The organism is Enterococcus sp. AZ103 (genome assembly GCF_051714685.1).
Lineage (GTDB): Bacteria > Bacillota > Bacilli > Lactobacillales > Enterococcaceae > Enterococcus_A > Enterococcus_A alishanensis.
In genome coordinates, this window is the sequence record NZ_JBIOSI010000002.1 from 904,703 (window position 1) to 931,470 (window position 26,768).

General features: G+C 34.5%; 28 protein-coding genes. 24 read left to right on the forward strand and 4 right to left on the reverse strand.

What is annotated here, in order from left to right; translation table 11 throughout:
- The first annotated feature begins 9 nt into the window (after positions 1-9).
- Positions 10-402 carry a hypothetical protein gene (locus tag ID741_RS19065; RefSeq protein WP_438721215.1) on the forward strand — a complete coding sequence of 131 codons (393 nt, stop codon included), beginning with the start codon at positions 10-12 and terminating at the stop codon, positions 400-402.
- Here the strand turns inward: ID741_RS19065 and ID741_RS19070 are convergent.
- Positions 399-1,271 carry a LysR family transcriptional regulator gene (locus tag ID741_RS19070; protein ID WP_218326005.1) on the reverse strand — a complete coding sequence of 291 codons (873 nt, stop codon included), beginning with the start codon at positions 1,269-1,271 and terminating at the stop codon, positions 399-401. The two genes, ID741_RS19065 and ID741_RS19070, sit on opposite strands and share 4 nt — an antisense overlap.
- 109 nt (positions 1,272-1,380) lie before the next feature.
- Between ID741_RS19070 and ID741_RS19075 the strand changes: the two genes are divergently transcribed.
- The 7 genes from ID741_RS19075 (at position 1,381) to msrA (ending at position 7,178) form a co-directional block, all read left to right on the forward strand.
- Entirely contained in the window at positions 1,381-1,941 is a 561-nt protein-coding gene (locus ID741_RS19075) for a DapH/DapD/GlmU-related protein (protein ID WP_438721216.1), read from the forward strand.
- Between the two features lie 197 nt (positions 1,942-2,138).
- Positions 2,139-2,645, forward strand: a complete 507-nt coding sequence (locus ID741_RS19080) for a cyclophilin-like fold protein (protein ID WP_438721217.1) — start codon at positions 2,139-2,141, stop codon at positions 2,643-2,645.
- A gap of 4 nt (positions 2,646-2,649) precedes the next feature.
- Positions 2,650-3,507: a DUF3737 family protein gene (locus tag ID741_RS19085; protein ID WP_438721218.1), complete on the forward strand. Its 858-nt coding sequence runs from the start codon at positions 2,650-2,652 to the stop codon at positions 3,505-3,507.
- Positions 3,497-4,672 carry a MalY/PatB family protein gene (locus ID741_RS19090; RefSeq protein WP_438721248.1) on the forward strand — a complete coding sequence of 392 codons (1,176 nt, stop codon included), beginning with the start codon at positions 3,497-3,499 and terminating at the stop codon, positions 4,670-4,672. The genes ID741_RS19085 and ID741_RS19090 overlap by 11 nt, the downstream gene beginning before the upstream one ends.
- A gap of 91 nt (positions 4,673-4,763) precedes the next feature.
- A complete protein-coding gene (locus tag ID741_RS19095) occupies positions 4,764-5,498 on the forward strand; it encodes a DeoR/GlpR family DNA-binding transcription regulator (protein ID WP_438721219.1) in 735 nt (244 codons plus the stop codon).
- Between the two features lie 6 nt (positions 5,499-5,504).
- Entirely contained in the window at positions 5,505-6,338 is an 834-nt protein-coding gene (locus ID741_RS19100; protein WP_438721220.1) for an HAD family hydrolase, read from the forward strand.
- A 54-nt stretch (positions 6,339-6,392) separates the two neighbouring features.
- Entirely contained in the window at positions 6,393-7,178 is a 786-nt protein-coding gene (gene msrA, locus ID741_RS19105) for a peptide-methionine (S)-S-oxide reductase MsrA (protein WP_438721221.1), read from the forward strand.
- Positions 7,179-7,235: 57 nt separating this feature from the next.
- Here msrA and ID741_RS19110 read toward each other — a convergent pair whose 3' ends face one another.
- Positions 7,236-8,570 (reverse strand): dihydrolipoyl dehydrogenase family protein, encoded by a 1,335-nt coding sequence (locus ID741_RS19110; protein ID WP_438721222.1) that lies wholly within the window; start codon positions 8,568-8,570, stop codon positions 7,236-7,238.
- A gap of 203 nt (positions 8,571-8,773) precedes the next feature.
- Here ID741_RS19110 and ID741_RS19115 point away from each other — a divergent pair, with 203 nt between their 5' ends.
- The 7 genes from ID741_RS19115 to lacD all read left to right on the forward strand — a co-directional run bounded on the left by ID741_RS19115 (position 8,774) and on the right by lacD (position 14,387).
- Complete coding sequence (locus ID741_RS19115; RefSeq protein WP_438721223.1) at positions 8,774-9,379, forward strand: helix-turn-helix domain-containing protein; 606 nt, start codon at positions 8,774-8,776, stop codon at positions 9,377-9,379.
- A 101-nt stretch (positions 9,380-9,480) separates the two neighbouring features.
- The gene (locus tag ID741_RS19120; RefSeq protein WP_438721224.1) at positions 9,481-10,098 is read left to right on the forward strand and encodes a phosphatase PAP2 family protein; all 618 of its coding nucleotides are present in this window, start codon (positions 9,481-9,483) and stop codon (positions 10,096-10,098) included.
- 60 nt (positions 10,099-10,158) lie between these two features.
- Positions 10,159-10,641 (forward strand): MGMT family protein, encoded by a 483-nt coding sequence (locus tag ID741_RS19125; protein ID WP_438721225.1) that lies wholly within the window; start codon positions 10,159-10,161, stop codon positions 10,639-10,641.
- Positions 10,642-10,781: 140 nt separating this feature from the next.
- Complete coding sequence (locus ID741_RS19130) at positions 10,782-11,195, forward strand: YjdF family protein (RefSeq protein WP_438721226.1); 414 nt, start codon at positions 10,782-10,784, stop codon at positions 11,193-11,195.
- A gap of 263 nt (positions 11,196-11,458) precedes the next feature.
- Positions 11,459-12,190 carry a GntR family transcriptional regulator gene (locus ID741_RS19135; RefSeq protein ID WP_438721227.1) on the forward strand — a complete coding sequence of 244 codons (732 nt, stop codon included), beginning with the start codon at positions 11,459-11,461 and terminating at the stop codon, positions 12,188-12,190.
- Between the two features lie 12 nt (positions 12,191-12,202).
- Positions 12,203-13,375, forward strand: a complete 1,173-nt coding sequence (locus ID741_RS19140) for an SIS domain-containing protein (protein ID WP_438721228.1) — start codon at positions 12,203-12,205, stop codon at positions 13,373-13,375.
- 19 nt (positions 13,376-13,394) lie between these two features.
- Positions 13,395-14,387: a tagatose-bisphosphate aldolase gene (lacD, locus tag ID741_RS19145; RefSeq protein WP_438721229.1), complete on the forward strand. Its 993-nt coding sequence runs from the start codon at positions 13,395-13,397 to the stop codon at positions 14,385-14,387.
- Between the two features lie 44 nt (positions 14,388-14,431).
- Here lacD and ID741_RS19150 read toward each other — a convergent pair whose 3' ends face one another.
- Complete coding sequence (locus ID741_RS19150; RefSeq protein ID WP_438721230.1) at positions 14,432-16,834, reverse strand: hypothetical protein; 2,403 nt, start codon at positions 16,832-16,834, stop codon at positions 14,432-14,434.
- A 184-nt stretch (positions 16,835-17,018) separates the two neighbouring features.
- On the opposite strand from ID741_RS19150, the gene ID741_RS19155 reads away from it, so the two are divergent.
- Genes ID741_RS19155 through ID741_RS19165 form a run of 3 tightly spaced genes read left to right on the forward strand, consistent with a single transcriptional unit; the run spans position 17,019 to position 20,719 of the window.
- Positions 17,019-18,797 carry a glycoside hydrolase family 35 protein gene (locus ID741_RS19155; RefSeq protein WP_438721231.1) on the forward strand — a complete coding sequence of 593 codons (1,779 nt, stop codon included), beginning with the start codon at positions 17,019-17,021 and terminating at the stop codon, positions 18,795-18,797.
- Between the two features lie 35 nt (positions 18,798-18,832).
- Entirely contained in the window at positions 18,833-19,237 is a 405-nt protein-coding gene (locus tag ID741_RS19160) for a PTS sugar transporter subunit IIA (protein WP_438721249.1), read from the forward strand.
- Positions 19,238-19,267: 30 nt separating this feature from the next.
- Positions 19,268-20,719: a DUF4874 domain-containing protein gene (locus ID741_RS19165; RefSeq protein ID WP_438721232.1), complete on the forward strand. Its 1,452-nt coding sequence runs from the start codon at positions 19,268-19,270 to the stop codon at positions 20,717-20,719.
- 43 nt (positions 20,720-20,762) lie between these two features.
- Here ID741_RS19165 and ID741_RS19170 read toward each other — a convergent pair whose 3' ends face one another.
- Entirely contained in the window at positions 20,763-21,473 is a 711-nt protein-coding gene (locus ID741_RS19170; RefSeq protein WP_218325989.1) for a GntR family transcriptional regulator, read from the reverse strand.
- 422 nt (positions 21,474-21,895) lie between these two features.
- On the opposite strand from ID741_RS19170, the gene ID741_RS19175 reads away from it, so the two are divergent.
- From ID741_RS19175 to ID741_RS19200, 6 genes are all read left to right on the forward strand, one after another.
- Positions 21,896-22,771, forward strand: coding sequence for a PTS mannose/fructose/sorbose/N-acetylgalactosamine transporter subunit IIC (locus ID741_RS19175; protein ID WP_218325988.1), 876 nt, complete (start codon positions 21,896-21,898; stop codon positions 22,769-22,771).
- Complete coding sequence (locus ID741_RS19180; RefSeq protein ID WP_218325987.1) at positions 22,758-23,573, forward strand: PTS system mannose/fructose/sorbose family transporter subunit IID; 816 nt, start codon at positions 22,758-22,760, stop codon at positions 23,571-23,573. The genes ID741_RS19175 and ID741_RS19180 overlap by 14 nt, the downstream gene beginning before the upstream one ends.
- 32 nt (positions 23,574-23,605) lie before the next feature.
- Positions 23,606-24,094 carry a PTS system mannose/fructose/N-acetylgalactosamine-transporter subunit IIB gene (locus ID741_RS19185; protein WP_218325986.1) on the forward strand — a complete coding sequence of 163 codons (489 nt, stop codon included), beginning with the start codon at positions 23,606-23,608 and terminating at the stop codon, positions 24,092-24,094.
- Positions 24,095-24,212: 118 nt separating this feature from the next.
- On the forward strand, positions 24,213-24,917 hold the full coding sequence (locus ID741_RS19190; RefSeq protein ID WP_438721233.1) for an SIS domain-containing protein: 705 nt from the start codon (positions 24,213-24,215) through the stop codon (positions 24,915-24,917).
- Positions 24,918-25,033: 116 nt separating this feature from the next.
- Positions 25,034-25,264: a hypothetical protein gene (locus tag ID741_RS19195; protein WP_218325984.1), complete on the forward strand. Its 231-nt coding sequence runs from the start codon at positions 25,034-25,036 to the stop codon at positions 25,262-25,264.
- A gap of 87 nt (positions 25,265-25,351) precedes the next feature.
- The gene (locus ID741_RS19200) at positions 25,352-26,737 is read left to right on the forward strand and encodes a flotillin family protein (protein ID WP_218325983.1); all 1,386 of its coding nucleotides are present in this window, start codon (positions 25,352-25,354) and stop codon (positions 26,735-26,737) included.
- Positions 26,738-26,768: the final 31 nt, after the last annotated feature.

Genomic DNA, 26,768 nt, shown 5'->3' on the forward strand with positions numbered 1-26,768 from the left:
GGAGTAATTGTGAATCAACGGAAGAATTTACAAAAGATGCAGGTTTTTTTGCAGATGGGGGATACTTTGACGGAAGTAGATATTTGTGCTTGCTTCTTTGATGTGTTATTGCAGTGTAATTTTCAACAGCCCTTGTTTTTCCAAAAGAATGATTTAGCAACCTATTACTTTTCTTCGAAAGTAGAATTGACGACAAATTGCACAGAGCAGTATTATTCTTGTGCTGGTGACATTAGTTATTTTCCTTGGACTAAAGAAATTGGGATTTGTTTAGAAGATGAATGTACTACAATGGGCGTCCCGCGAATAAAAATGGGACGGTTAACGAAAAATCTCTGCCAAATCCAAAGCTTACGAGCAAAGGAAGAGGCAGAAATTTGTTGGCAATTTGTTATGGCTTAATTATTTTCTTGCAATAAATTTTTTAAAAATAGGGTTGATGCGTTAGAAAATACTTGGTTTTTCTTCCAAATCAGATTGATACTCACTGTTAATGGGGGAGAAAATGGTATGAAAATTAAATCGGATTGTTGCGTATTGATAATACCATCAATTGATAAAATAACTAAATTCCCTTCTTTTGCTAATAATGATGCGTTAAATAATAGATTATACGTCCCGGCAATATGATAATTGCTGAGGTTTCCGCCTAACCATTCCGCTAGTTGATTGTCTACCAAAGATTGATTTGAAATGAGCAAGGATTGATTGAGTAAATCTTCTGGCGTGATTTGATTAGATGTTGCCAATGGATGATTCCGATTAACAATAATACCCCAGCGATCTTTCATTGGTAACCGTAAATACTCATATTTTTGTTTTTTGACAGGATCGATGACTAGCCCGAAATCTAGTAAGCCTTTGTCGATCTTTTCCATTACATCATCTGCATTACCACTATATAAACGAATTGATAAATCTGGATAGTTTTTTAATAGGTCATTTAAAATAACGGATATAAATTGAAAACTTTGTGTTTCGCCACCCCCAATTGTTATTTCTCCGCCAATCACTTTATTTTTTTGTAAATTTGCAGTAGTGACATCCACCAGAGATAAAATCTCTTGTCCGCGATTTTGCAAATAAACACCATCTTCAGTCAAAGTTATTTCGCGATTGCCCCGTTTAAATAATTCCACGCCTAACTCAATTTCCAAATCTTTTAATTGTTTCGATAATGTTGGTTGTGAAAGATGTAAAACTTCTGCTGCACGGCTGATAGTTTTCTCACGAGCAACCGTTAAAAAGTAGTTTAGAACTCTTAAATCCATCTAATTCCTCCTATAATAAAAAAGCATATCAGTTCATTCTATATAAGTATTAGTCAAGTCAATTATATCCGAGTATGCTTAAGCCATCAAATAGATAAAGGTGATGGCGATGAATACATACAATTTACAACAAAAAATTAATGGTAAAGAAATATTAAAAGGCTCGACACTTTTTCGAGAAATTCATCTGGTAAAAGATAATAACGAACGTTTAGTTGCAGAATTAAACCAAGAATATCGGACACCAAATGAAGTTTTGACTTATTTAGAAAATATCACAGATCAAAAAATTGATGATTCTGTGGTCGTTTCTCTGCCGTTTTATACAGATTTTGGTAAACATATTATTTTTGGGAAAAATGTTTTTATTAATCAAAATGTGCAATTTGTCGATTTGGGCGGGATTGAAATTGAAGATGACGTCTTAATTGGACCAATGGCAAGAATTATTTCAGTGAACCATATTATTGATCCCCAAAAAAGAAGGGGTATTTTACCGCAGGCAGTTAAGCTTAAGAAAAACGCTTGGATTGGCACTAATGCGACAGTCTTACCTGGCGTGACAATTGGAGAAAATGCAATTGTGGCAGCTGATGCGACGGTTACAAAAGATGTGCCTGATAATGTGATTGTGGCAGGAACACCAGCAAAAATTATCAAAGAAATTTAAATTATTTAAAAAAAGCTATTGACTTCACCTTGACTTGAAGTTGTAAAGTTCAAACTATTAAGAAGAGGTCGATGAATTATAGTAAGCATTCCGAAATTTCTAGATAAGCTAAAAAGTGATTAAACTGACATTTACATGGTGCAGCAAATTTTACCCCGCAAGGATAAACACTTTAACCAACCTCTGGGAGAGATTTTATGAAACAAAAAATCGTATTTTTATTTTTGACTATCTTTTTGTTATCCGCTTGTAGCAATCAAACAGTTAGACCTTCAACCAACATAGAAGACTCTTTTAACAAAAACGAGCATATAGCAGAAAGTGAGACTGAAATGAGTAGCTATCAAACTCAACACTATTTACAAGTGAATGATCAATCATTTTCTATTCAGTATGAAAAAAATCCCACCGCAACGGCGTTCCAAAACTTATTGCCCTTGAAATTAACCATGACCGATCACAATGATAATGAAAAATTTGCTGATCTACCAGATGTTTTAACTACAAATGCACAACAAGTAGAGCAAATTCAAGCTGGCGATGTGATGCTTTATGGCAGTCAAACATTAGTGGTATTTTACGAAAATTTTTCGACCAATTATTCTTATACCCGGATTGGGAAAATCGACAATCCGACAGCACTAAGGAAACTATTAAGAGCAAATGATTCAGCCGAAATTCTTTGGTTGACTGAAAAGGAGTAACAATATGAATGAAATCAAACAAGCATTATTGACCGGTGAGCGAGCTTTATTTAAAGCTGAAAATTTAAAAATTAGTGATTCCGTTTTTGCTGATGGAGAATCACCACTAAAAGAAAGCAATCAATTAGTTTTAGAAAATGATATTTTTAAATGGAAATATCCACTATGGTACGCACGTGGTATTCAAGCAGAAAATATCACCTTACTGGACACAGCTCGTTCAGGTATCTGGTATAGTCATCATTTGATGATTTCCGATAGTTTGATTCAAGCGCCTAAAACATTTCGTCGTAGTAGTGATATTCACTTAACCAATGTCGATCTGCCAAATGCCCAAGAAACTTTATGGAATTGCCAAGATATTTATTTACAAAAAGTATCTGCAGCCGGGGATTATTTTGGTATAAATAGTCAAAAAATTATCGCTAATCAATTAACGATTACAGGAAATTATCTTTTTGATGGCGGGAAAAATATTGAAATTCGTCATAGTAAAATTATTTCAAAAGATGCTTTTTGGAATTGTGAAAATGTTGTGGTTTCTGATTCGACAATCATTGGTGAATATTTAGGTTGGAATTCTAAAAATGTGACTTTTGTGAATTGTGTGATTGAGAGTGAACAAGGCATGTGTTACATGGAAAATGTTAAGTTAATTAACTGTCGTGTGATTAATACCGATTTGGCCTTTGAATATTCAACCGTCGATGCTGAGATTGCGACCACGGTTGATAGTATCAAAAATCCGATTAGTGGAAAGATTTCTACTTTGGCTGTGGAGGAGTTGATTTTCGATGATCCGAAAATTATTCCAGAAGCAACCAACATTACCACAAGAGAAGATCACGCCCATGCCAGTTGATTTTGATCAATTAATTGATCGTCGCCAAAATAATTCTTATAAATGGGATATTGCTGAAAATGAGTTGCCGATGTGGGTAGCAGATATGGATTTTGAAACCGCACCTGCTGTGACGAAAGCTTTGGAAAAAAGAATTTCACAAGGGGCATTCGGGTATAATACTGTTCCACCAGAATTTTTTGAGAGTATTCAAAATTGGTGGTGGAAAAAGCATCAATTTAAACCAGCAACGGATGCAATGATGTTTTGTACAGGTGTTGTGCCGGCAATTTCTTCAATCGTTCGTAAGATGACAAAAGTGGATGACCAGATAGTTCTTATCACACCAGTTTACAATATTTTTTTCAATTCGATTCTCAACAATCAACGTCAGGTTTTGGCTTCAGAAATGACTTATCAAGATGGCCGTTATGGGATTGATTATTTAGATTTAGAGAAAAAATTGGTTGATCCGAAAACAACCATGTTGATTTTTTGTAATCCCCATAATCCAATTGGCAAAGTTTGGGACAAAAGTACGTTGGCAAAGATTGGTGAGTTGTGTCTTTTAAATGATGTTTTGATATTAAGTGATGAAATTCATTGTGACCTGACGCATCCAGAATTTTCTTATACACCAATGGCTGCCATTTCCAAAGAAATCGCTCAACAAACTATTACTTGCTGGGCACCTACCAAAGCTTTTAATTTGGCTGGCTTACAAACGTCAGTGATTTATGTGCAAAATCCAGAATTATTTCAATTAGTGCATCGCGGTATTAATACCGATGAAGTGGCAGAACCGAATACTTTCGCCATTCAAGCTGCGATGGCGGCATTTGATGAAGGAGGAGACTGGTTAGAAGAACTAAAACGCTATTTAACAGGAAATCGTCGAAGTTTAAACCAGTTTATCCATGATAAGTTACCAGAGATAAAAATAATTTCCTCAGAAGCAACTTATTTGGCTTGGTTGGACTGTTCGAGAATCACGAATGACAGTAAAATGTTGGCTGATTTTTTGCGAAAAGAAACCGGGTTGATATTATCAGCAGGAGATATTTTTGGTGGAAATGGCAGACAATTTTTACGTTGGAATTATGCTTGTCCCCAAATTCGTTTAGCGGATGGATTAGATCGTTTTTATCAAGGAATTGAAAAATTTAAGCAAAACTCATTATCTTAAGGTAATGAGTTTTTCGCATTAAATGCTTACAAAAAAATAAAAATACTTACAATTGCTTAAAAAGATGATATAGTATTACTGAGGTGATGGCATGTATCAAGAACAAAGATTGGTTGAAATTCAAAAATTATTACAAGAAAAAGAACAATTGAGTACCAAAGAGGTTATGTCAATTTTCGATATTTCTCGCGATACCGCCCGGCGTGATATTAGTTTATTAGCTGATCGTGGTTTGGTCCAAAGAACCCACGGAGGTATTATCTCTAACAAAGAGGAGCAAGAAATTGCTTCTTATAATCAGCGCTTGGAGAAATTCTCTAAAGAAAAAAGTCAAATTGCCAAAAAAGCATTGGAATTTATTGAAGATGGGCAGACTAACTTTTTTGATGTTTCAACGATTGTATTAAAGATGGCACAATTAATTGACCAACCTTGTCGGATTTATTCTCATTCACTAGACAACAGCATCATGCTAAGTAGTAATGAAAAAATTGATTTTTATTTAATTGGTGGGAAATTTTATCGAAAAAATCGCTTTTATTATGCTTTAAATGAAGCTGAAATTTTGAAGAACATAACTTTTGATGTTGCTTTTATTGGTGCTGCAGGCTTAGAAGATGGCAAAGTGACATTTCAAGACGAATCAGATGCTATTTTAAAAAAACTAATTTTAAAACAAACTAAGACCAAAATTCTTGTAGCGGAATCAAAAAAATTCCAACAATCAGCGACTTATTTTGCAGCAGATATTTCAGAATTTGATTATTTAGTTACAGACCATTCTGTAACTAATCCGTTTTCTTCACAGATAAAAATAATTGTTTAAGAGAGGATGATAGGGATGGCGATTAAATTTATTATAAGTGATATTGATGGCACAATTTTAGATGATCAGCATCAATTGGACGACCAATTAATAGGCAAAATAAAGCTTTTAAAAGAAAGAGATATTCCTTTTGTTTTAGCTTCGGCTCGTTCGCCAAAGGGAATGTGGCCGTTAGCTCAAGCTTTAGAAATTCAAGATCAACCGATAGCTTGTTATAACGGAGCATTGATTATGAAAGAGAATGAAACCTTATTTAGTCATGAGTTAGTTCAGCCAGAAGTTAGTATTCTAGTTGATATCTTAAAAAATATTTTTCCGCAAGTTTCAATTAATTTATATTCTGGTGAGTCATGGTATGTAGATAAAATTGATTCTTGGGTGGAAATTGAAGCTGAAATTTCAGGTGACCAACCAATTGAAGGTAATATTCAATTATTATTACTGAAAAAAAATATTCCGATCCATAAGCTTTTATTAATTGAAAAACCTGAAATAATCAACGAAGTCTTTGAATACCTAAGTAATTTAAACTTTCCTGAAAGCGACTTTTACCTATCAAAAGATAATTATTTAGAAGTAACTAATCATAAGGTTTCAAAACAAAAGGCATTGTTGGAGTTAGCAAATTATTATCAGGTAAATCTACTAAATACGATGGCGATTGGTGATAATTTCAATGATATTCCTATGTTGACTCAAGCGGGAATGGGAGTTGCTATGGATAATGCGCCGGAAACTGTGAAAAAATCAGCCAATCAAATTACAGCAAATAATAATCAAAATGGTGTGAGTCAAGCACTACAAAAATATATTTTGACCCCAATTCAAAAGTTCGCTTAAACTCAGAAAATGTGTTAAATTTCAGATGATTTTTCTCTAATGGGAGGGAAGACTATGAAACTTGATACAACAACAATTTTAAGTGACGTCTATAATTTGATTTTGAATCCACATACAAGAGATTTTGAACGATCACTGCTAACTGCTTTTAAAGATACTGTGGCTGCTGAAGGCAATGATCAGACAGCCTTAGCAAAATTAGAAATTGGTTTACGTCCACTGGCAAGTCGGAATAATTTGACACCGGAAGTGGCTGATTTTTATCAAAGAATCACTGATGGTGAGGTTGTTCAGTTTGATTTTGAACAGCATCAAATTTCAGATGTCGAACATCAAGAGCGGGCGATTTTTGCTGGTGGGTGTTTTTGGTGTATGGTGGAACCCTTTGAAGAACGCCAAGGAATTATCTCTGTTTTATCAGGTTATATTGGTGGGACCCTAGAAAATCCTAGTTATGATTTTGTTCATACTGGTGCTAGTGGTTATTTAGAAGCGGTAGAAATCATTTTCGATACTCGCCTAATTAATTACCAAGAATTATTGGAAATATATTGGCAAATCATTGATCCGACAGATGACCAAGGACAGTTTCAAGACCGTGGGAATCAATATCGCACTGCGATTTTTCCAACGAATCAGGAACAAAGAAAGCTTGCGGATGCTTCTAAAGACAAATTGATTGCTGCAAAGAAATACCGCAAACCAATTGTGACAGAAATTCGCGAAGTAGCTACATTTTGGCCAGCTGAAAACTATCATCAACAATTTTATAAGAAACAGCCAAAGCGCTACAAAGCAATCGAAAGGGCCCGCAAACAATTATTAAAATATCAAAAATAATTAAATCGACAAAAAATGACGCTAAGCTAGATCATCTCGCTTAGCGTCATTTCTTTATTAAATATATTTCATGTAAGAGTGGGCAATACTTGGGAAAAGATAGATTAATTCTTCCTGCTGAGGTGCTTTGATTTTGGCATTCATGACATCTAATAAACCATTAACTGTTTCGACTGCATCATTTCCTAGATTCGTCACACCAACTAAATAACCGGCTTTGTTATGAACAAAACTAATTAAATTTATATCGTCATTTCCTACTTGATGGAACCAATCCTTTGCAGCATAATCCACGACAGTAATCTTGTATTCATCTGGCTTGGTTTGGGCTTCGGCGATGGAAATTCCTGCTTCGGCTAATCTTGGTGAAGTGAAAACTGTTTTCGCAATTGGCGGATAAACAATTCCTTCATTTGTATCACCAGTAAATAAATGAGCCAAATACTGAGATTCATAAGCTGCTACTGGCGTAATTTTTGGCTGGCTTTTAGCAATCACATCGCCGGTTGCATAAACACCAGTTAGATTTGTTTCTAAAAATTCATTGACAAAAATTCCTTTTATTTCGTCAAATTCTAAGCCGATGCCTTCAAAATTCATATTTTTTTGTTGCGGACGGCGACCAGTTGCATCAATCACATAGTCAGACTCATGTGTATAACCATTTTCGCCTGTTAATACTACTTTTTCATCGATTTTTTCAGCTTTTTTCAGGTTTTCATTGGTATGGAATTTCACGCCACGATTTTTTAAATCTTTCACCAGAATGTCGACATAATCTTGGTGGAACTCTCGTAAAACTTTGTCGCCCCGTAAAATAACTGTCACATCAGCGCCAAAAGCATTAGCCATAGTTGCAAATTCCATACCGATATAACCACCGCCAATAATCGTTACTTTTTTTGGCATATTTTCTAAAACTAAAAAGTCTGTGCTGTCGTGAAATAATTCATTTCCAGGGATAGCCAAACGGTGAGGCAGTTGACCAGTGACAATCACGATTTTATCGGCAGTATAATTTTCACCAGCTACTTCAATAGTATGACTGTCAACGAAAGTTCCTCGACCAATAATTGTTTTTACGCCTGCATTTTCTAATTTGTCTTGATTACTTTGTGCCAACGAGTCGATTACTTCATGCTTATGAGCCATTAAATCAGACCAATTTAATTGTGGCACGCCATTAAAACCACGTCCTTGCAATTGCTCGACTTGTCTTAATAATTCAACAGGTCGATCCAAAGTAATTTTTGCATTACAACCGCGATTTGTACAGACGCCACCAAATAACCCTTCTTCGATTACACCAACTTTCAATCCTGCCTTAGCCATGGGAATTGCGCCATTCCAAGCACCTTGTCCACTTCCTAAAAACAATACATCAAAATTCATTCAATCTCCTCCTCTTTTATATTGAAAAATTTCTAGTTAGAAACGATTATCTATTGTTTAAAAATTGATTGATTAGTTAAGTTTACCATTAATAAAAATAATCAGACAAAGATTTCGCTTGATCTTATCAGTCAAAAGTACAATGTAGCAGAATGATTAAACTGGGAAAAATAGATTTAAGAATATTTTTTTAGGAGAATAAAATGGAGCTTAATCAAAAAATAAAGCAACTTAGATTAGAAGCTGACTGGACCCAAGAAGAACTGGCACAGCAAATATTTGTGTCTAGAACAGCTGTTTCAAAATGGGAGTCAGGACGGGGGTATCCCAGTATTGATTCTTTAAAAGAATTATCTGTTTTGTTTAATATTTCTTTGGATGATTTGTTATCAAACAAGGAATTATTGAATCTTGCACAAAAAGATTTGAAAGAAAAAAAGCGTAAATCACGAAAGCAACTGTTTTTCTTGTTAGATTTACTAGTAGTTGGTTTCTTTTTCTTACCTCTTTTCGGTAATGATTTAGGAACACGTGTCGCTCATGTTTCACTTTTAAATTTAACCGAAACTCCTGTTATCCAAAGAGGGATTATTGTGGTAAGCGTAATTTTTATATTTCTATACAATCTTTTTGCATTTTATTTAATGGGTCGAAATTCAAAGTTTAACGAGAAATATTTAATTATTTTTTCAATTAGCTGCTTGTTGATTTTTACTACTTTAATGATTGCTATGAGACAACCATATGCGGCTTCTTTTTTATTGATGTTATTAGCTATTAAGGTTTTTTTATTGATTTATCCCAGATGACACGATACGTCACCTGGATGTGAGCACTAGATTCTTATGATTTTTTTATCGACTTGCTATCTTTCAAGAGTATCGAAAAAAGATGGAAGTGGGTAGAAAATATGAAACAAAAATCAATTAAATTGGTTATCCCTTTATTATTATTTGTTATTTTCACGATAGCCGTAAAAGTAATCGATGTTCGAAAAATTGGCCCCCAAAATAGTTTCGTCGGATTTGCTGCTATTAATCAGTGGGGGCACCATTTCTTTGGTGTGCATCCATTGTGGGACAAATTGTCAGATGCTTTTTTTCTATTTGCAATTTTAGTGGCGCTTTATTTCGTTATAAAGGGAGCATTTCAATGGCTAAAACGCAAACGATTGTTGCTAGTGGATCAAAATATTTTAGTTTTAGGGATAATCTATTTCATAATGTCATGCTGTTATCTATTTTTTGAAAAAGTAGTGGTTAATTACCGACCGATTTTACTCGAGGGTTTAATGGAACCATCTTATCCGTCAAGCCATATTTTATTTGGTGTGACTGTTTTAGCCTGTGGGATTATTTATTTCAAAAGAAAAATAGTGACGTTGATCTTTAGTTTAGTAATGATTATTTTAGTGATTGGTCACTTACTTTCAGGTGTTCATTGGTTAAGTGATATTGTTGGTAGTTTACTGTTGAGCTTCATTTTGATTTATACTTATCAAATCTTTGCAAATGTAAAAAATAAATAAAGTGTCTCATTGCCTGACTACTTTATCTTGGCTATGATGAAAGAAAAGGAGCTGAGAGAAATGGCTAATGAAGATAAAAAAGATTTTAATAAGATGCTCCATGAGTCAAAAGGGATGCCAAAAATTCAGATTTTGACAGACGAAAAGTCAATCAAGAGATATGGCGGAGAAAAAATGTATTTTGCACCACCGTTAACTTATGATGAAATCATGAAAAAAATTCCAGAAGGAAAAGTCATTACTACTGGTGAAATTCGCGCTTATTTGGCTAAAAAAAATGAGGCCGATTTTACTGATCCAATTACGGCGGGAATATTTATCAGTATTGTTGCTTGGGCAAGCCATCAAAGAAATGAAAATAAAACACCTTATTGGCGGACATTAAAAGCACAGGGGGAACTTCATCCTAAATATCCTGGTGGTGTTGCAGCGCAAATCAAATTGTTAGAAGCAGAAGGTCATGAAATTATTCGCAAAGGTCGCAAAAATTTTCGCTATTACGTAAAAGATTATCCGACGGTGCTTTGTGAGCTAAAAGATTAATTGACAGATTAACTAAATCCTTCTATGCTAAAAGAGCATAAAAACACGTCACGGTTGGTAGTCCGTGAGCATTATGAAAATAATGTCAGTAACCTTCCCTCCAGGTCGTCCATTGTAATTTTTACAAAGGAGGGGCTATCATGAAACTAACTGTTTATTTTGATGGCACATTTTGGTGTGGTTTAGTGGAAGCTCAAGATCAAAAGGAATCGCTGGTTTACAAGCATACTTTTGGTCCAGAGCCAAAAGATCAGGACATTATGATTTTTATTCATCAGCAGTTGCCTAAAATTCTAGCCAGTAGCCAAACGGTTAAAGCTGAAAACAATGGCCTGGTTGAGAGAAAAATTAATCCTAAACGGCGACAACGAATGATTAATCGTGCCAAACGTCAACCAGTTGTTTCCACCAAGTCACAACTTGCACTGCAAGAAGTTCATCAGCTGAAAAAAAAAGCTAAGCAAAAGCGACAAAAGCAAGATAAAGCTGATGTGGCAGAAGCAAAATTTCAGCAAAAGCAACTAAAAAAACAACAAAAGAAAAAAGGGCATTAAATAGGCACGAAAAGAAAACTTTCTATTTGAAAGTTTTCTTTTTTTAATTTTATTTTCTTAACTGGTATTAGATTTTCATACTTTGTTTTAAATTATCATACTAGGTCTTTTATTGATCCAAATTAATATTTTTCCTATATTGCTGAAACAATCGGTTTTTTAATCTCTAAAAAAAAGGAAAAACATTTTATCTTGACAGAATAAAAAAAACCACCGTACTATTGGTATAAGGTTATAACCAGTTATCGAGGTAGGAGAATTCTATGACAACTTCTTTAAAAAACAAAGCTTTGTATCACCAATTGGCCGATTTATTAAAAGAACGAATGAACACTGGCATGATTCCACATGACAAGTTACCATCTGAACGAAAATTAACTCATGAATATGATGTTAGCCGAACAACTGTCCGTCTGGCTTTAGAAGAATTAGAGCGTAGTGGCTATATTTATCGACGTCACGGTAAAGGAACCTTTGTTTCTGATATCAAAAACGATGATACTGATTTGGCAACAGCATATAGTTTTACTGAACAAATGAAGCAGATGGGGAAAAAACCAGAAACCCGCATCTTATTGTTTGAAAAAATCACAGCAGATTATTTCGTTTCTCAGCGCTTAAACCTCTCTTTATTGGAAGAGGTTTATCACTTAAGTAGGTTGAGATTAGCTGATAACGAACCATTAATGGTTGAAGAGACTTATTTACCTGCTAAAAAATTTCTATCATTGGAAGAATCACTTCTTCGGAGCAAACCACTTTATGATGTTTTTTCTGAAAATTTCGATCAAATCATTCGATTAGCAGATGAAGAACTTTATGCAAGTATTGCTTCTTTGGAAGACGCAAAATTACTAATGATTCCAGAAGGTGCCCCTGTACTTCATCTGGCTCGTTCAACTTACAATGTAAAAAATGAAATAATTGAGTACACATTGAGTGTTGCTCGTGCGGATCAATTTCATTACAAGATTCGACATATTCGAAATAGTTAGGAGAAATAAAAAATGTATGAATTAGAAAAATCAAAATTAATAGATCTTGGTGCAGAAATTACAACTCGTGAAATTCGCCAACAACCAGAATTATGGGAAGAAACAATAAATATTTACAAAAATGCGCAAGAAGAACTACAAGAATTTATTGGAAAAGTCAAAGAAGCAGCAAAAGGTCAAAAAACGAGAGTGATTTTTACAGGCGCTGGTACTTCACAATACGTGGGTGATACCATCACACCATATTTACGTCAGCACGGAAATCATCAAGATTTTATTTTTGAAGCAATTGGGACAACAGATATTGTTGCTTCTCCTCAAGAGTATTTGATTAGTGATGAACCGACATTACTTGTTTCATTTGCCCGAAGCGGAAATAGTCCAGAAAGTATCGCGGCTGTTGAGATTGCTAATCAGGTAGTGAATACAATTCATCATTTGTCGATCACGTGTGCTGCTGATGGGCAGTTAGCAAAAATTAGCCAAGCAGATGCGAAAAGTTTTCTTTTATTAATGCCAAGTCGATCAAATGATGATGGCTTTGCTATGACAGGTAGCTTTTCATGTATGACATTAAGTACCTTGTTAGTTTTTGATCAATCCGACTTAGAAACAAAACAGCATTATGTTGAAACGCTTAGCAAATTAGGTGAAGAAGTGATTGCTCGCGAAAAAGACATTCAAAAAATTGTTGATCTTGACTTTGATCGAATTGTGTATGTAGGATCAGGTAGTTTAGCTGGTTTGAGTCGCGAAGCTCAGTTGAAAATTTTAGAATTAACCGCTGGTAAGGTGGCGACAGTCTTTGATTCTTCGATGGGTTTTCGTCATGGTCCTAAATCTTTTATTAACGATAAGACAGTTATGTTCGGTTTTGTTAACAACCAAACATACACGCGGGATTATGATCTGGATGTGTTAGAAGAAGTTCGAGCAGATGGGATTGCGGCTGGGGTCATCGCTATAGCACAACCAGGAAAAAGAAATTTCTCTGGTGATCAATTTGCTTTTTCAGAAGAATTAGCATTGCTTCCAGATGGCTACGCGGCTTTGGCTTTCGTGATGGTGGCTCAAACAGTTGCCTTATTAACTTCAGTTAAAGTTGGAAATACACCAGATACACCTTCACCGACTGGCACAGTTAACAGAGTAGTAAAAGGTGTCACCATTCACCCTTATCAGTAGAAAAATGGAGGAAAAATTCATGCTAAAATTGACGAAAAATAAAAAGGCAGCCATGGATCACTTATCTAACAAAGATGGTGTGATTAGTGCTCTTGCAATTGATCAACGAGGTGCCTTGAAAAAAATGATAAAAGCCCTAGGGAAAGAACCAACAGATCAGCAAATTGAAGAGTTTAAAAAATTAGTGTCAGAAGAATTGACTCCTTATGCTTCGTCAATCTTACTTGACCCAGAATATGGTTTACCGGCCGCGAATGCTCGAGATTCTGAAGCTGGATTATTATTGGCTTATGAGAAAACTGGCTATGATGCAAGTACACCGGGACGTTTGCCCGACTTATTAGCTGATTGGTCGGTGTTGCGTTTGAAAGAGCAAGGGGCCAATGCAATTAAATTTCTGCTTTATTATGATGTGGATGAAGATGAGGAAATTAATCATCAAAAGCATGTGTTTATTGAACGTCTGGGCAGTGAATGTGCGGCAGAAGATTTGCCATTTTATCTAGAGTTAGTGTCTTATGATGCAATAGATAATGACGCGAATTCTTTGGCATATGCTAAAGTAAAACCACACAAAGTCATTGAGATGATGAAAGAGTTTGATAAACCACGTTACAAAGTAGATGTACTAAAAGTAGAGGTACCAGTAAACATGCATTATGTTGAAGGTCTTGCTGAAGAAGGGATAGCTTATTCTGCTTCAGAAGCAGCTGCATTTTTCCGTGATCAAAGTGAGGCAACAAGATTACCCTTTATTTTTTTGAGTGCCGGTGTTTCTACTGATATGTTCCAAAAAACACTTCTTTTTGCCCATGAAGCAGGTTCAACTTTTAATGGTGTTTTGTGTGGGCGTGCAACTTGGAAAGATGGTGTCAAACCTTTTGTTGTATCAGGAGAAGCTAATGCCCGCGAGTGGTTGCAAACAGAAGGACGTAATAATATTGAAAGTTTAAATAAAGTGTTGTCTGAAACTGCTACTTCCTGGTATCAAAAAATTGAAGTTATAGAATAAAAAAAACACTTGGGACGCTTGCTGTGCTGTCCCAAGTGTTTTTTTTATTTCTTTGGTTTGATTGAAAATGATTTTTGGATTTTATTAATTGAATAGCCACCATCAATTTTTATTATTTCACAATTTAAAAATGTGAGTTTTTGAAACTGATCAGGCGTCATTTTAATTTTTAATGTAGTATTTTCAGGTGGTAAGATAATGAATAATTCTTCTTCTGGTAAACCATTGATCAATAAAGTTCCTTCATTTTCAATGGCAAGAGTAAAAGTAGTGTTTTCTAGCAGACCATTGATAGCTGTATAATCAGTAAAATCTATACCTGCCATGCGATTCCAGTATTCAGTTGCTTTTATTAAAGTATATGTTCCGCTAGTAGAATAGCTGTGAGTCGGTTGACTTTGAGCAAATTTTGTACTTGTTTCATAAAGATCAATAAAGTTTCCTTTTTCAATTTGATTCTCTAAATAAAGATCATAAGAATGTGGTTTACCAGGAAGCATGTCTGGAGTGTAGCAACAAAAAATCCCGCCATTTTCATCCATATTACTTAAAGTCGCCATAAATCCACAGTAAGCTTCCTTAAAGACTTGGTAATCATCAGTAATTTCTGAGTAAAGTAATTTTGCTTCAGCTGTCCACAAACTCCAAGCATGACCGCCATTAATTGATGGTCCCCAAGATCTTGTTTCATACATGGTTTCCCAAAATCGTAAACTGGAATAAAAAAGACGACTATCTGCACCGTTAAGTTCTAAAACACGGTGTTTATCCAAGATTAGTTTGGCTGTATTTAAATATTCTTTTTTTGGTTGAATATGCTTATAAGCATATAACAAAGACAAAGCACTGCAAGCCATTGATCCATCTTCTGTAGATTGTTCTCCTTCAGTAGGAAAGGTCAGTCCTCTTTGGCAGATATGATCAGCCAACTTTTCAGCTGTTTTTAAAAAATATGTTTGATCTGTGTCAAAAGCTATTGTGGCTAATTTGTGTAAACCAGTTACAGGAGTGTGAACCGTCGAATAATCTCTAGGAATGCTAGTGCTCTTATTTTGACACCATACAGCACTTTGATCGTTTATGTGTTCCTTTACAAAATGTCGTCCGATTTTTATAGCATAGTCACGAATCGTGTCTTTTTTTGTTAGATGATAATAATCAACTAACTGTTCGATTAAAAAAATTTCATATTGCGGATAATTAAAATCATGATAAACATGATAAGCACCAAATTTCCGACCGCCAAATTCTTGAGGAAAAGCAGCAATTGTGCCTGGCAGCGGCTTATCTGGATGATCTAAATTTAAAGCCCAAGACTCAATATATTTTTCGGCTGCTAATCGGGCAGCTTCATCACTAGGGTCGGAAAGTGCAGCTTTAATCATTAACCAACCTGCGAAACCCCCAAACTCTCCTGTTTTACAAGAAATCATTTTTTGAGGATTACCAAAATCAATCCCTTCGTAGGTTATGCCCCCAGCTGGTGAAAGACTATCTCGCCAAATAACACGATAAAAAGCACCAGTTTTATCTTGAAAATTTTTCCGATAAAAATCGCTCGAACGATGTAACAAATCTTGCCAATAATCATGTGCTAAAATTTTAGTTTGATGGCATCGACCCTTTGTAATAGGTAATAGAGTATAGGTGCCCTTTGTTGATAAAGACAACTGTTTTAATGATGAGACTGTCTGTCTATTATTTTGTGGGTCAATTATTTGAAAACCATCAGCATAAGAAGCACCATGAATGATTAAAGGAAGTTTGTTGCCAACTAGAGCGCCTGACTGATCAAAACTAATAATTGTTGTTTCTAAGATGTCACAAAGGCGGTCATAAGCAGTTGATAAGTCTTCAGAAAAGAAAATATGCCCAGAAAGATTTTCTGTTAACGGTAAATTCTTTCCAACAATATCATCTGCTTCATTTAATAACTGGAAGCCAACCATTTTATGTCCGTTTGGACTATATTTAATACGCCATGCCGCAAACGGCTCGTCAACTACCCAAGTTAAATAGCCCCCGTCAGGGTTAAAGAAAATAATATAGCAAAAGCTCTGGTCTTCAGCAGTATAGATAACATGAGGCATACATTGATTGGTCCATTTGTCATCTGGGGAATCTAAAAGATTAAAGCTAAAATCAATTCCTGATCTTGGTCCGGCATGTAAAGGTAGTTGGCTAGTAAATGAAAGCAAATCTTCATTTAAATGAAATTTAACAAAGCATTCCTTTGATTCAGAATTAAAACTTTTTTCAGACTCTGTATAGATAGTATTTCCAGTAAGATAAGTTTCTGTTGATTGGCTGCCATTAACAAAGGGGAGACCAAAAGTGCTGTTGTTTGCTAAAACCCAGTTAATTTTAGGATTGATAGTGGATATTAAAGATTCTATTGACCCGTTCGTATTAAAATTGACTTCGATCGAATTGGACTTCATTTGCATAGTGTAAAACCTACTTTCTTAAAATTTAAAAAATGATGTTAAAAGGTAAATCTTCATTACTTATATTTTATATATTAACTTATATACTAATTAAATGAAACCGTTGACATAGTAGCTTTCACATGTTAATTTATTTAATATATAAAATAATTGTTAGCGTTTTCTTAAAAGGAGAGAATTAAAGATGACATTTGAAATTAAAGAAGATTTTTTATTAGACGGTAAACCTTTCAAAATATTATCAGGTGCCATACATTATTTTCGGGTTCATCCTAGTGATTGGGAACATTCACTTTTTAATTTGAAAGCATTGGGTTTTAATACTGTTGAAACTTATGTACCTTGGAATGCCCACGAAACAAAAGAAGGAGTCTTTAATTTTGAAGGTATTCTTGACTTGGAAAAATTTATTCAAACTGCGGCAGATACAGGGCTATACGTTATCTTGCGGCCATCACCTTATATCTGTGCCGAATGGGAATTTGGTGGTTTGCCAGCTTGGTTATTGGAAAAAAATTGTCGCATTCGTTCGTCCGATCCTAATTATTTAGATTATGTAGAAAAATATTATCATGTCCTTTTACCAAAAGTTACGCCATTTCAAATGGAAAATGGTGGACCTATCATTATGATGCAAGTAGAAAATGAGTATGGTTCTTATGGTGAAGATAAAGAGTATTTGCAAGCCATGGTTACTTTAATGAGAAACAATGGTGTAACTGCTCCTTTGTTTACTTCAGATGGCGCATGGTTAGCGACGTTAAGAGCAGGGAGTATGAATGAGCAAGATATTTTATCAACGGGAAATTTTGGTTCGAAAGGGCAACTGAACTTTAAAAACTTAGCATCTTTTCATCAAAATAATAACAAAAAATGGCCATTAATGTGTATGGAATTTTGGGATGGCTGGTTTAATCGTTGGGGAGAGCCGGTCGTAACACGTGATCCAGAAGAATTAGGTGAGGCAGTTAGAGAGGTACTGACGATTGGTAGTATTAATCTATATATGTTCCACGGGGGGACGAATTTTGGCTTTATGAATGGTTGTTCTGCTAGAGGAACTAAGGACTTACCACAAGTCACTTCTTACGATTATGGTGCACCGCTAGATGAACAGGGAAATCCTACAGAAAAATATACTGTTATAAAAAATGTGATTCATAAAATGTTTCCTGATATTGTTCAAACGGCACCAAAGGTAAAATCGACAATAGAAAAATCATCTATCCAACTAACGAATAAAGTTGCTTTATTTGAAGTGTTAGAAGAAATCAGTGAGCGACATACAACAAAATATCCAGCAAATATGGAATATTTTGAACAATATTATGGTTACATGGTTTATCGCACTAAGTTTTTAAAAGATGCTACAGAGGAAAGATTTAGAATTATTGATGGTCGGGATCGAGCACAGGTTTATTTGAATAAAAGCTATGTGACGACCCAATATCAAGAAGAAATTGGTAATGATATCCAATTAGCACTTTCTCGCTCAGAAAATCAAGTTGATATATTAATGGAGAATATGGGGCGTGTAAATTATGGTCATAAGTTGTTAGCAGATACGCAAAGAAAAGGTATCCGCACCGGTGTAATGATGGATTTACATTTCATGTTAAACTGGGAACAATTTTCGATTAATTTCGAGAAATTGGATCGAATTGATTTTTCAAAAGAATGGCAAAAAAATAATCCAGCATTTTATCAATATAAATTTGAACTTGAAGCGGTCGAAGATACTTTTCTTGATATTTCAAAATTTGGAAAAGGAATTGCACTGATTAATGGCGTTAATCTAGGAAGATTTTGGGAAAAAGGTCCTTATCTAACATTGTATATTCCTAAAGCTTTATTGAAAAAAGGCGAAAATGAATTAATTATTTTCGAAACAGAGGGCATTTATAGCGAGACAATCAATCTTTCTTCTGTGCCAATTGTTCTTGATTTATCACAAAAAGAGTAAAAATTAAATTTTATAAAATTGAAAGTAGGATAATAATTATGAAAAAACTTGTGCTAGTTAGCCATGGTAATTTTTGTGTAGAATTGAAAAAAAGTACTGAAATGATTATGGGAAAACAAGAGGATATTGTTGCTGTACCTCTTTTACCAGAAGAAGGGCAAGAAGATTTCTCAAAGAAATTTGAAGCTGCAGTGTCTTCATTTGGTAATGACTTTATCGTATTTGCAGATATTTTAGGAGGAACGCCAGCAAACGTATTGTCTAAACTTCTAATGGAAGGCTGGAAATTTGATGTTTATACAGGAATGAATATGCCGATGGTAGTAAGTTTTATCAACTCGATGCTAATTAATAGTGCACCCAAATTTTTAGATGATGGAAAAGAAAGTATATTATATTTAAATGATCGACTTAGCGGTGATTCTGATGATGAAGACTAAAAGCAATTTCATTACAAAGGATGTGAAAAAGTGAAGTTTAAGATACCACCAAAAAAAGGATTGGACACTGAGCTGTTAGAAAACAGTGATCGGGGGTTTCGTTTTGAGGTCTATTTGAATGTAGCTACGGGAAAAAGTATCTATCAATATGAAAAAGATAATGCAATTGAGGCGTTGGAACAAGAATTCAAAAAATATCATGACGATCACCCCACATTAGTCCAAGTCTACTTTTATTTAACTGAGTATAAAGAAAAAAGTCTTGATCAAATAGCATTCGAAAATATGGATCGATTTATTCAAAAATTATCTTCATTACATCTGAAGGCGGTCCTAAGATTTGCATATGTATGGGATGATGGCAATCCCATGTCACAGGAACCAAAAGAAGAACAAATTTATGAACATTTGGATCAATTACGGCCCTATTTGAAAAAATGGTCTGGGCAAATTCATGTATTACAAGCTGGAATCATTGGTGCTTGGGGAGAATGGTCCTTTAAATCACGAGAAAGGTCTGACGAAGGTCAGATTTTAAATAAAATAATAGAAGCTACTCCTAAAGATATGAAATTACAGGTTAGATATTGGGATATCAAACAAAAATTACTAAGCCAAGAAGATTCTGGTTTTCAAAGAATAGGGTACCATGATGATTTTTTGATTGGAAATCTTCATGGGTGGAACACTGCGGGGGAACTATGGGAATCTGCTGCAAATCACGATTTAAGACAGGATTCGCGGTATCAACTCGTTGATGGTGAGATGATTTGGTGGTGGGCGAATCCGATTTATCTAAATAATCGAACGATTGATCCAGAAAAAATGGCTAAACGTCTGGCGAATGGTCATTTTACTTCGTTAAGCTTAACCCATAATTATAAAGATATGCTGGATGGCAATTTTTCAAAGTTTGTTTGGGAAAATGAATTAAAACGAAATAATAAGAATCCTGATGAGTATTTATCCTTACAAAAAAGTGAATACTCAAGCTTTTCTTCAATCAATGCTTGGAAAAATCAAACGATTGAAATGGAAAAATTATTATCACTAGGATTACCTTATGATCCAGCTTGGTTTTTAAATCGAGAAGACCAAGTAATACAAAGAAATTGGTATGAATACTTTAGAGATTTTTTAGGCTATCGTATTAATTGTGAATCGATTGAATTAAAGGAAAAAAATAAGCACATTGAAATTTTGATTCATCTAATTAATCGTGGTTTTGCTGCGCCAGTTGGTCTTGAAAAAATAACAATCCAGGTCTTTCTAAAAGATAAAAAAATAATTTCAGCAGACTTCTTTGAACTGAATAAATTGCAATCGATGAAGCCTTTGACGATTGATGTAGCTCTTTTTAATCAAAAGTTTAGCCCCGATGATTTATCAATTTCTCTTAAACTGCAAGCTAAAGATGGCAGTGGGAATCGTTTAGCTAATGATATAGCTTTTAAAGATCAGCTTAATTGGCTCTTTAACTAAAAAAAGAAGCATTTTTTTGCTTCTTTTTTTTGACTTTATCATTTTATTGACGTTGTACGGTTTCAATTTGGATTTTATAATATTCACAATGTTTATAGCTTTCAACATATTCATAAACTTCATCTTCGCCATTATCATTTGTTTTAACCTGTAAAATACAACCATCCGTCTCTTTTAGTTCCAGTAGTTGCATCGTGTCAGGAGAAATTTTCGAACAAAATTCGTTTGTTTCGATGGCGTGTGTTTCATACAAATTAATACCAAAATCTTCTTTGAAGCGTTGGTAAATTGAATCAAAGTAAGTGTTAGAAGGGAAATTAGGTTTAATAAATTTGCTTGGGATGAATGAATTTTGCAAAATATACGGTATATTGCCAGCTTTTCTTAATCGAACAATTTTGTAATACGTTTCATCTTTAGCTAATTTTAGTTTATCTTTGATTTCTTGGTTATTCATTTCCGTCACTTCTAAAACTGACACGGTTTCTTCCATTCCAGCAAATACTTCTAAGTCTGTAAATTCTACAATGGTTCTTTTTTTTGAACGAGAGACAAAAGTTCCTTTTCCTTGGTAACGTTCTAAATAGCCTTCGTTAGCTAACTCTTGAACAGCTCGGATAGCTGTAATAGAACTTACATTATACAAATTTTTTATTTCTGTTTCAGTGTAAAACTTATCTCCAGATTTAAAAATACCGTTTTCAATTTTTTGAAGTAAGTCTTTTTTTATCTTTAAGTATTTTGGTTCCTTCATAAAAATCCCTTCTCTCAATACTTATTTCTCACTATACATACTAGCATAAAGTATTCAGCAAAGTTAAATAAAAATTTTAGAGTACAAATCAAGAAAATCAAATGATAGTTCAATAGTTATTTAAAAAAATATTCCAGCTGAATTTCATAAATAAAATAAAGCCAGATAGTGGTTGGAGTAAGTCTATATATTAATATATAGTTATTTCTTTTTTTTTCAAAAAAACCAACAAAAAGAATATTATTGTCTACGTAAAAGGCTATTATATGCATTTATTAGAAAATGGTTAAAAGGCTTGATTAAATCAATGTAAGCGTTTAAAATTAATATATAGAATTTTACAAGGGGGTAAAAAGTAAGATTAACTAAAGAAACAAAATACTCTGTAGTTTGGTAAACAAAAAAGGATGGAGGCAGATGCAATGATTCAATGGTGGCAGATTTTATTATTAACAATTTATAGCGGATGGTGCATTTTTGATGATTTAGGGCCGGGAACAGGTACAAGTTTTCCAGTTTTTGCTGGTTTAATTTCTGGTATTATTATGGGGGATATGGGCACAGGTTTATTAATCGGCGGAAGTATGCAATTAATGGTGCTGGGTATCGGAACGCCTGGTGGAGCAAGTCGGATCGATGCTCAAAGTGGTGCAATTATTGGTACAGCTTTCTCGGTTGCTCTAGGTATGCGTCCTGAACAAGCATTAACGACAATCGCGGTTCCAGTTGCGGCATTATTAGTTTATACAGATATTTTAGGACGGATGACGAATACAATTTTTGTTCACAGAATTGATCATGAAATTGAAAAAGAAAATTATAAAGGAATTGAGCGCTGGTTTTTAGCTGGTGTTGTATCATGGACATTGAGTCGTATGATTCCTGTATTCTTTGCTTTAACTTTCGGTGGTGGATTAGTGCAATCATTAGTAGAAGTTTTAAACGGCGACTTAAAATGGTTAGGTGATGGGTTAACAGTCGCAGGAGCGGTATTACCTGCTGTCGGTTTTGCGATATTACTTCGTTTCCTACCTGCGAAGAAACACGCAGCTTATCTTGTATTAGGATTTACAATTACTATTATTCTCTCAACACTATTTAAAACTATTCAAGCACTCGGTGGTTCAATTGAAGGATATGCAGGGCCAGTACTAAACGGCTTACCAATGATGGGTATTGCACTTATTGGTGGCGCGTTAGCTTATATTGATTTTAAAAGAAACTCTGAGGTACCAACTGCTGTAGCTAATCAAAATAATCAAGATAGTGAAGGAGAAATTGAAGATGACGAATACTAAAACTAATTATAAATTAACTGATAAAGACTTTTCGCAAATTAATCGTCGAAGCTATTTCTTTTTCCAATCTGGTTGGAATTATGAACGGATGCAAGGTTCTGGATATTTATACCACATTTTACCGCAATTGCGTAAAATATATGGTGATAATACGCCAGAATTAAAAAAGATGATGAAAACACATTCTCAGTTTTTTAATACCAGTAATTATTTCAATACGATCATCACAGGTATTGACTTAGCAATAGAAGAAAAAGAAACAGATAAATCTCAATCCGCGGTTGAGGGGATCAAAACTGGACTTTTAGGACCTTTTGCTGCAATTGGAGATTCGTTAACATCAATTTCATCAACAATTGTAGGCGCGTTAGCTGCGAACATGGCTATGCAAAAAAACCCAATGGGGGTTGTAATTTTATTAGCAGTTCAAGCATGTTGGATTGTTTTTCGTTTAAAACAATTACGTTGGGCTTATAAGCAAGGGACTACTTTAGTAAATGAACTAGCTACTAAATTCTCAGCCTTAGTAAATACTGCTACATTAATGGGGGTTTTCATGGTTGGTGCGATGATTGCAAACATAATTAATTTAAAAATTGCAATCATTCCGCAAATTGGTGAGGTTACTTTGGATCTTCAAAATAATTTAGATATGATTTTACCTGGTCTTTTACCAGCAGCTGTTGTCGGATTTTCTTATTGGCTCTTAGGAAAGAAAAAAATGTCTAATTTAAAAGTGTTGATGATTATCTTAGTTTTATCAGTGATACTAGGTGGACTGGGAATCATTGCAAAAGGATAAAACTTAGTTAATATTGGAAAGGAACGGAAATTATGGCGATTATAAATGTTCGTGTAGATGGCCGATTAATTCATGGTCAAGTAGCTATGCTATGGACACCATCTTTACAAATTACCAGAGTAATGGTGATCGGCGATAAAATTGCAGCAGATGAATTCGGAAAAGATGCGCTGAAATTAGCTAAACCAGCTGGAGCAAAACTATCTATTTTACCTCCAAATAGAGCTATCGAAAATATTTTAGCTGGAAAATACGATTCTCAAAGAGTCTTGATTGTAACTAGAGAACCTGAAGCTTTAGTGCAAATGAAAGAAGCGGGTGTTCCGATTGATGAAATAAATGTAGGGAATGTTTCTAACGGTGACGATAAAATTAGTATTTATAAGTCAGTCTATCTAAATGAAGAAGAAATTGCTTGCTTCAAAAGATTAAACGAATTAGGTGTGAAATTAATTCATCAAATGACACCTGATTCTGATCAAGAAGACTTCATGGCCGCTTTAAATGAAAAAACAAAATAAGAATAAAAAAGAATAAAAAAAGACAGTTGTATCTTAATAATTTTCTGCTAATTTTGTTAGGCTGGCGATCAAAATTTCAGAACTAAGATATTACTGTTTTTTTTAAGGAGGACATGAAATGACGCTTGCTTTTTTTGAAGAAACTAGACAGTTGACGAATATACTAGAAATCTATGAAAAAGAAAATATCACAAAAGCTGCAAAATTAGTCGCTGATGGAATTATGAATGACGGTATTCTGCAAGCTTTTGGTAGTGGACATTCTTATGCAGCTGCCCTCGAGGTAAGTGGACGCGCTGGAGGATTGATTCCGTCTAAAGTGATTATGGATGCAGCTGGTGGTATGTATGAAACGTTAGAAGGATCAGGTAAAATATTAGGTCATAGGATGATGATCGCCCCTAATGATATTTTCTTTCTAATTTCAAATTCAGGTAGAAATCCAATGATTATTGAACTTGCAGAAAAAATTAAATCAGAAGGTAATAAACTAATAGTCGTAACCGCTTTAGAGGCATCAAAAAAATCTTCTTCAAAGCATAGTAGTGGAAAATTGCTTTATGAATTTGCTGATGTTGTCTTGGATAATCATTCTACTTTTGGTGATGCTGCTCTAACAATTGAAGGATTGGACACAAAAGTTTGCGGAACATCATCTTTTACCGCGACATTGTTGTTACAGCAAACAATTTATCAAGCTTGTTCACTGATGCTTGATCAAGGTTTTGAACCTCCAATTTACAAAAGTGCTAACATTGATGGAGGTCCTCAATATAATGCAAAGATTGAAGAAAAATATGCTGATCGTATTTTTCATATTTAAATTTCAATAAAAAACAGGGAATATTTATCAATTAACGTAAAAAAATGCAAAATATTTAACTAAATTGATGATTAGCGTTATACTTAATTTGTTAAATATTTTAAGGAGGCTTTATCATGGCAGATTATGAAAAAAAAGAAGCACGTACCTTAGAGAAGATTGCAAACACTATTGACAAATTGGATGTTACCTTGGAAAAATTTGATGATACTGACAGTAAACTGAAAGCCTGGGCAGAACAAAAAAAGGCCATTTTTGAAATTAAGAAAGTTTTACATGAAGTAGGTAAGTTCGAGAAATTTGACCAAAAAGAGTACGATCAATTTTTAAAAGATTATTTTGAATAATTAAGATAGAGCGAAAAGACAATTTTTAAGAATTGTCTTTTTTTTGTAGGATAATGTTATACTTATAAGAAAAAAGGGGGAATGAAAATGTTAGGGTTAATTATTTTAATTGTTTTAGTATTAATCATTGCTTTGCTATTGGTTAGTCGCTACAAAATTGGTCAACCGGATGAGGTCTTAATTGTAACAGGATCTTTTTTAGGTAAAGAAGGTATTAAAATTTTAAAGAACAGCGGGACATTTGTTTTACCTGTGGTTCAGAAACACCGAAAATTAAGTCTATTGACTCATAAATTAGAAATTGGTACACCAGAAGTTTATACCGAGCAAGGGGTACCAATTAAAGCTAGCGGAACAGTTATTGTGAAAATCGGTAGCTCAACTGAAGCAATAAAGGTTGCGTCGGAACAATATTTAAGTAAAACACCAGCGCAACTGGAAGATGATGCACAAGAAGTTTTAGAGGGTCATTTACGAGCAATCTTGGGAACTATGACGGTTGAAAATATTTATAAAAACCGTGATGATTTCGCTGAGCAAGTGCAACAAGTTGCTTCGACTGATTTAAGTAAAATGGGATTGGAAATTGTTTCATTTACGATTAAAGATGTCAGTGATTCAAATGGCTATTTAGAATCTTTAGGTCGTCCTCAGATTGCTGAAGTTCGTAAAAATGCGGAAGTAGCGGAAGCTGTTGCTCAAAGAGAAACACGGGTAAAACAAGCTGAAAATGAACAGCTGGCCCAACAAGAAGAAATTCGCCGCAAGACTGAAATAGCTGAAGCCAATAAAGAAATGGCATTAAAGCAAGCACAATATCAAAAAGAACAAGAAGTTGCTCAGGCCCAAGCAGAGCAAATTGCAGTCGCTGAAAAAATGAAGGTTCAATTAATCGAACAAGAAAAAAATATTGAAATTCAAGAAAAACAAGCAGAATTGAATGAAAAAGAATTGACGGCAACGGTTAGAAAACAAGCCGAAGCGGAAAAATATGTCATCGAACAACAAGCTCAAGCCGATAAAAATAAAGAAATCGCCCAAGCCGAAGCAGATGCGGAAAAAATTCGTTTGAGTGCAAAAGCCGAAGCCGATAAGATTGCTCAAATCGGTAGAGCTGAGGCTGAGAAAGTTCAAAGTGTCGGTGAAGCAGAAGCGAAAGCCAAAGAATTAATGGCACAAGCCTTGAAACAATTAAATGAATCAGGATTGTTAGTAGAGTTTCTAAAAGTCTTGCCGCAAATTGCCAAAGAAGTCAATCAGCCAATTAGTAACATTGATAAAATCGTTTCATTTGGAGGCGGCAGTGACATCCATGAAATGGGGGAAGCTGGACTAGCCAGAACTTTTGAAACGATTAAAGAAACGACTGGGTTAGATTTACCTCTGTTAATGACAGAAAGTTTGGCACAAAACAAAGGTAATCAAGCGTTGACGGATGCAGTAGAAAATCTTCACCAGCCAAAAGAAAAGTAGGCACAGCATATGAACCAATATTTAATGATTG

Excerpts from the sequence above, each read along its gene's own strand:
- ID741_RS19115 (WP_438721223.1), top strand. The coding sequence starts at position 8,774 with ATGGAGCTTAATCAAAAAATAAAGCAACTTAGATTAGAAGCTGACTGG.
- ID741_RS19140 (WP_438721228.1), top strand. The coding sequence starts at position 12,203 with ATGTATGAATTAGAAAAATCAAAATTAATAGATCTTGGTGCAGAAATT.
- ID741_RS19120 (WP_438721224.1), top strand. The coding sequence starts at position 9,481 with ATGAAACAAAAATCAATTAAATTGGTTATCCCTTTATTATTATTTGTT.
- ID741_RS19155 (WP_438721231.1), top strand. The coding sequence starts at position 17,019 with ATGACATTTGAAATTAAAGAAGATTTTTTATTAGACGGTAAACCTTTC.
- ID741_RS19085 (WP_438721218.1), top strand. The coding sequence starts at position 2,650 with ATGAATGAAATCAAACAAGCATTATTGACCGGTGAGCGAGCTTTATTT.
- msrA (WP_438721221.1), top strand. The coding sequence starts at position 6,393 with ATGAAACTTGATACAACAACAATTTTAAGTGACGTCTATAATTTGATT.
- ID741_RS19195 (WP_218325984.1), top strand. The coding sequence starts at position 25,034 with ATGGCAGATTATGAAAAAAAAGAAGCACGTACCTTAGAGAAGATTGCA.
- ID741_RS19125 (WP_438721225.1), top strand. The coding sequence starts at position 10,159 with ATGGCTAATGAAGATAAAAAAGATTTTAATAAGATGCTCCATGAGTCA.
- ID741_RS19170 (WP_218325989.1), bottom strand. The coding sequence starts at position 21,473 with ATGAAGGAACCAAAATACTTAAAGATAAAAAAAGACTTACTTCAAAAA.
- ID741_RS19175 (WP_218325988.1), top strand. The coding sequence starts at position 21,896 with ATGATTCAATGGTGGCAGATTTTATTATTAACAATTTATAGCGGATGG.
- ID741_RS19110 (WP_438721222.1), bottom strand. The coding sequence starts at position 8,570 with ATGAATTTTGATGTATTGTTTTTAGGAAGTGGACAAGGTGCTTGGAAT.
- ID741_RS19190 (WP_438721233.1), top strand. The coding sequence starts at position 24,213 with ATGACGCTTGCTTTTTTTGAAGAAACTAGACAGTTGACGAATATACTA.
- ID741_RS19135 (WP_438721227.1), top strand. The coding sequence starts at position 11,459 with ATGACAACTTCTTTAAAAAACAAAGCTTTGTATCACCAATTGGCCGAT.
- ID741_RS19100 (WP_438721220.1), top strand. The coding sequence starts at position 5,505 with ATGATAGGGATGGCGATTAAATTTATTATAAGTGATATTGATGGCACA.
- ID741_RS19130 (WP_438721226.1), top strand. The coding sequence starts at position 10,782 with ATGAAACTAACTGTTTATTTTGATGGCACATTTTGGTGTGGTTTAGTG.
- ID741_RS19150 (WP_438721230.1), bottom strand. The coding sequence starts at position 16,834 with ATGCAAATGAAGTCCAATTCGATCGAAGTCAATTTTAATACGAACGGG.
- ID741_RS19075 (WP_438721216.1), top strand. The coding sequence starts at position 1,381 with ATGAATACATACAATTTACAACAAAAAATTAATGGTAAAGAAATATTA.
- ID741_RS19090 (WP_438721248.1), top strand. The coding sequence starts at position 3,497 with ATGCCAGTTGATTTTGATCAATTAATTGATCGTCGCCAAAATAATTCT.
- ID741_RS19200 (WP_218325983.1), top strand. The coding sequence starts at position 25,352 with ATGTTAGGGTTAATTATTTTAATTGTTTTAGTATTAATCATTGCTTTG.
- ID741_RS19080 (WP_438721217.1), top strand. The coding sequence starts at position 2,139 with ATGAAACAAAAAATCGTATTTTTATTTTTGACTATCTTTTTGTTATCC.
- ID741_RS19180 (WP_218325987.1), top strand. The coding sequence starts at position 22,758 with ATGACGAATACTAAAACTAATTATAAATTAACTGATAAAGACTTTTCG.
- lacD (WP_438721229.1), top strand. The coding sequence starts at position 13,395 with ATGCTAAAATTGACGAAAAATAAAAAGGCAGCCATGGATCACTTATCT.
- ID741_RS19070 (WP_218326005.1), bottom strand. The coding sequence starts at position 1,271 with ATGGATTTAAGAGTTCTAAACTACTTTTTAACGGTTGCTCGTGAGAAA.
- ID741_RS19095 (WP_438721219.1), top strand. The coding sequence starts at position 4,764 with ATGTATCAAGAACAAAGATTGGTTGAAATTCAAAAATTATTACAAGAA.
- ID741_RS19185 (WP_218325986.1), top strand. The coding sequence starts at position 23,606 with ATGGCGATTATAAATGTTCGTGTAGATGGCCGATTAATTCATGGTCAA.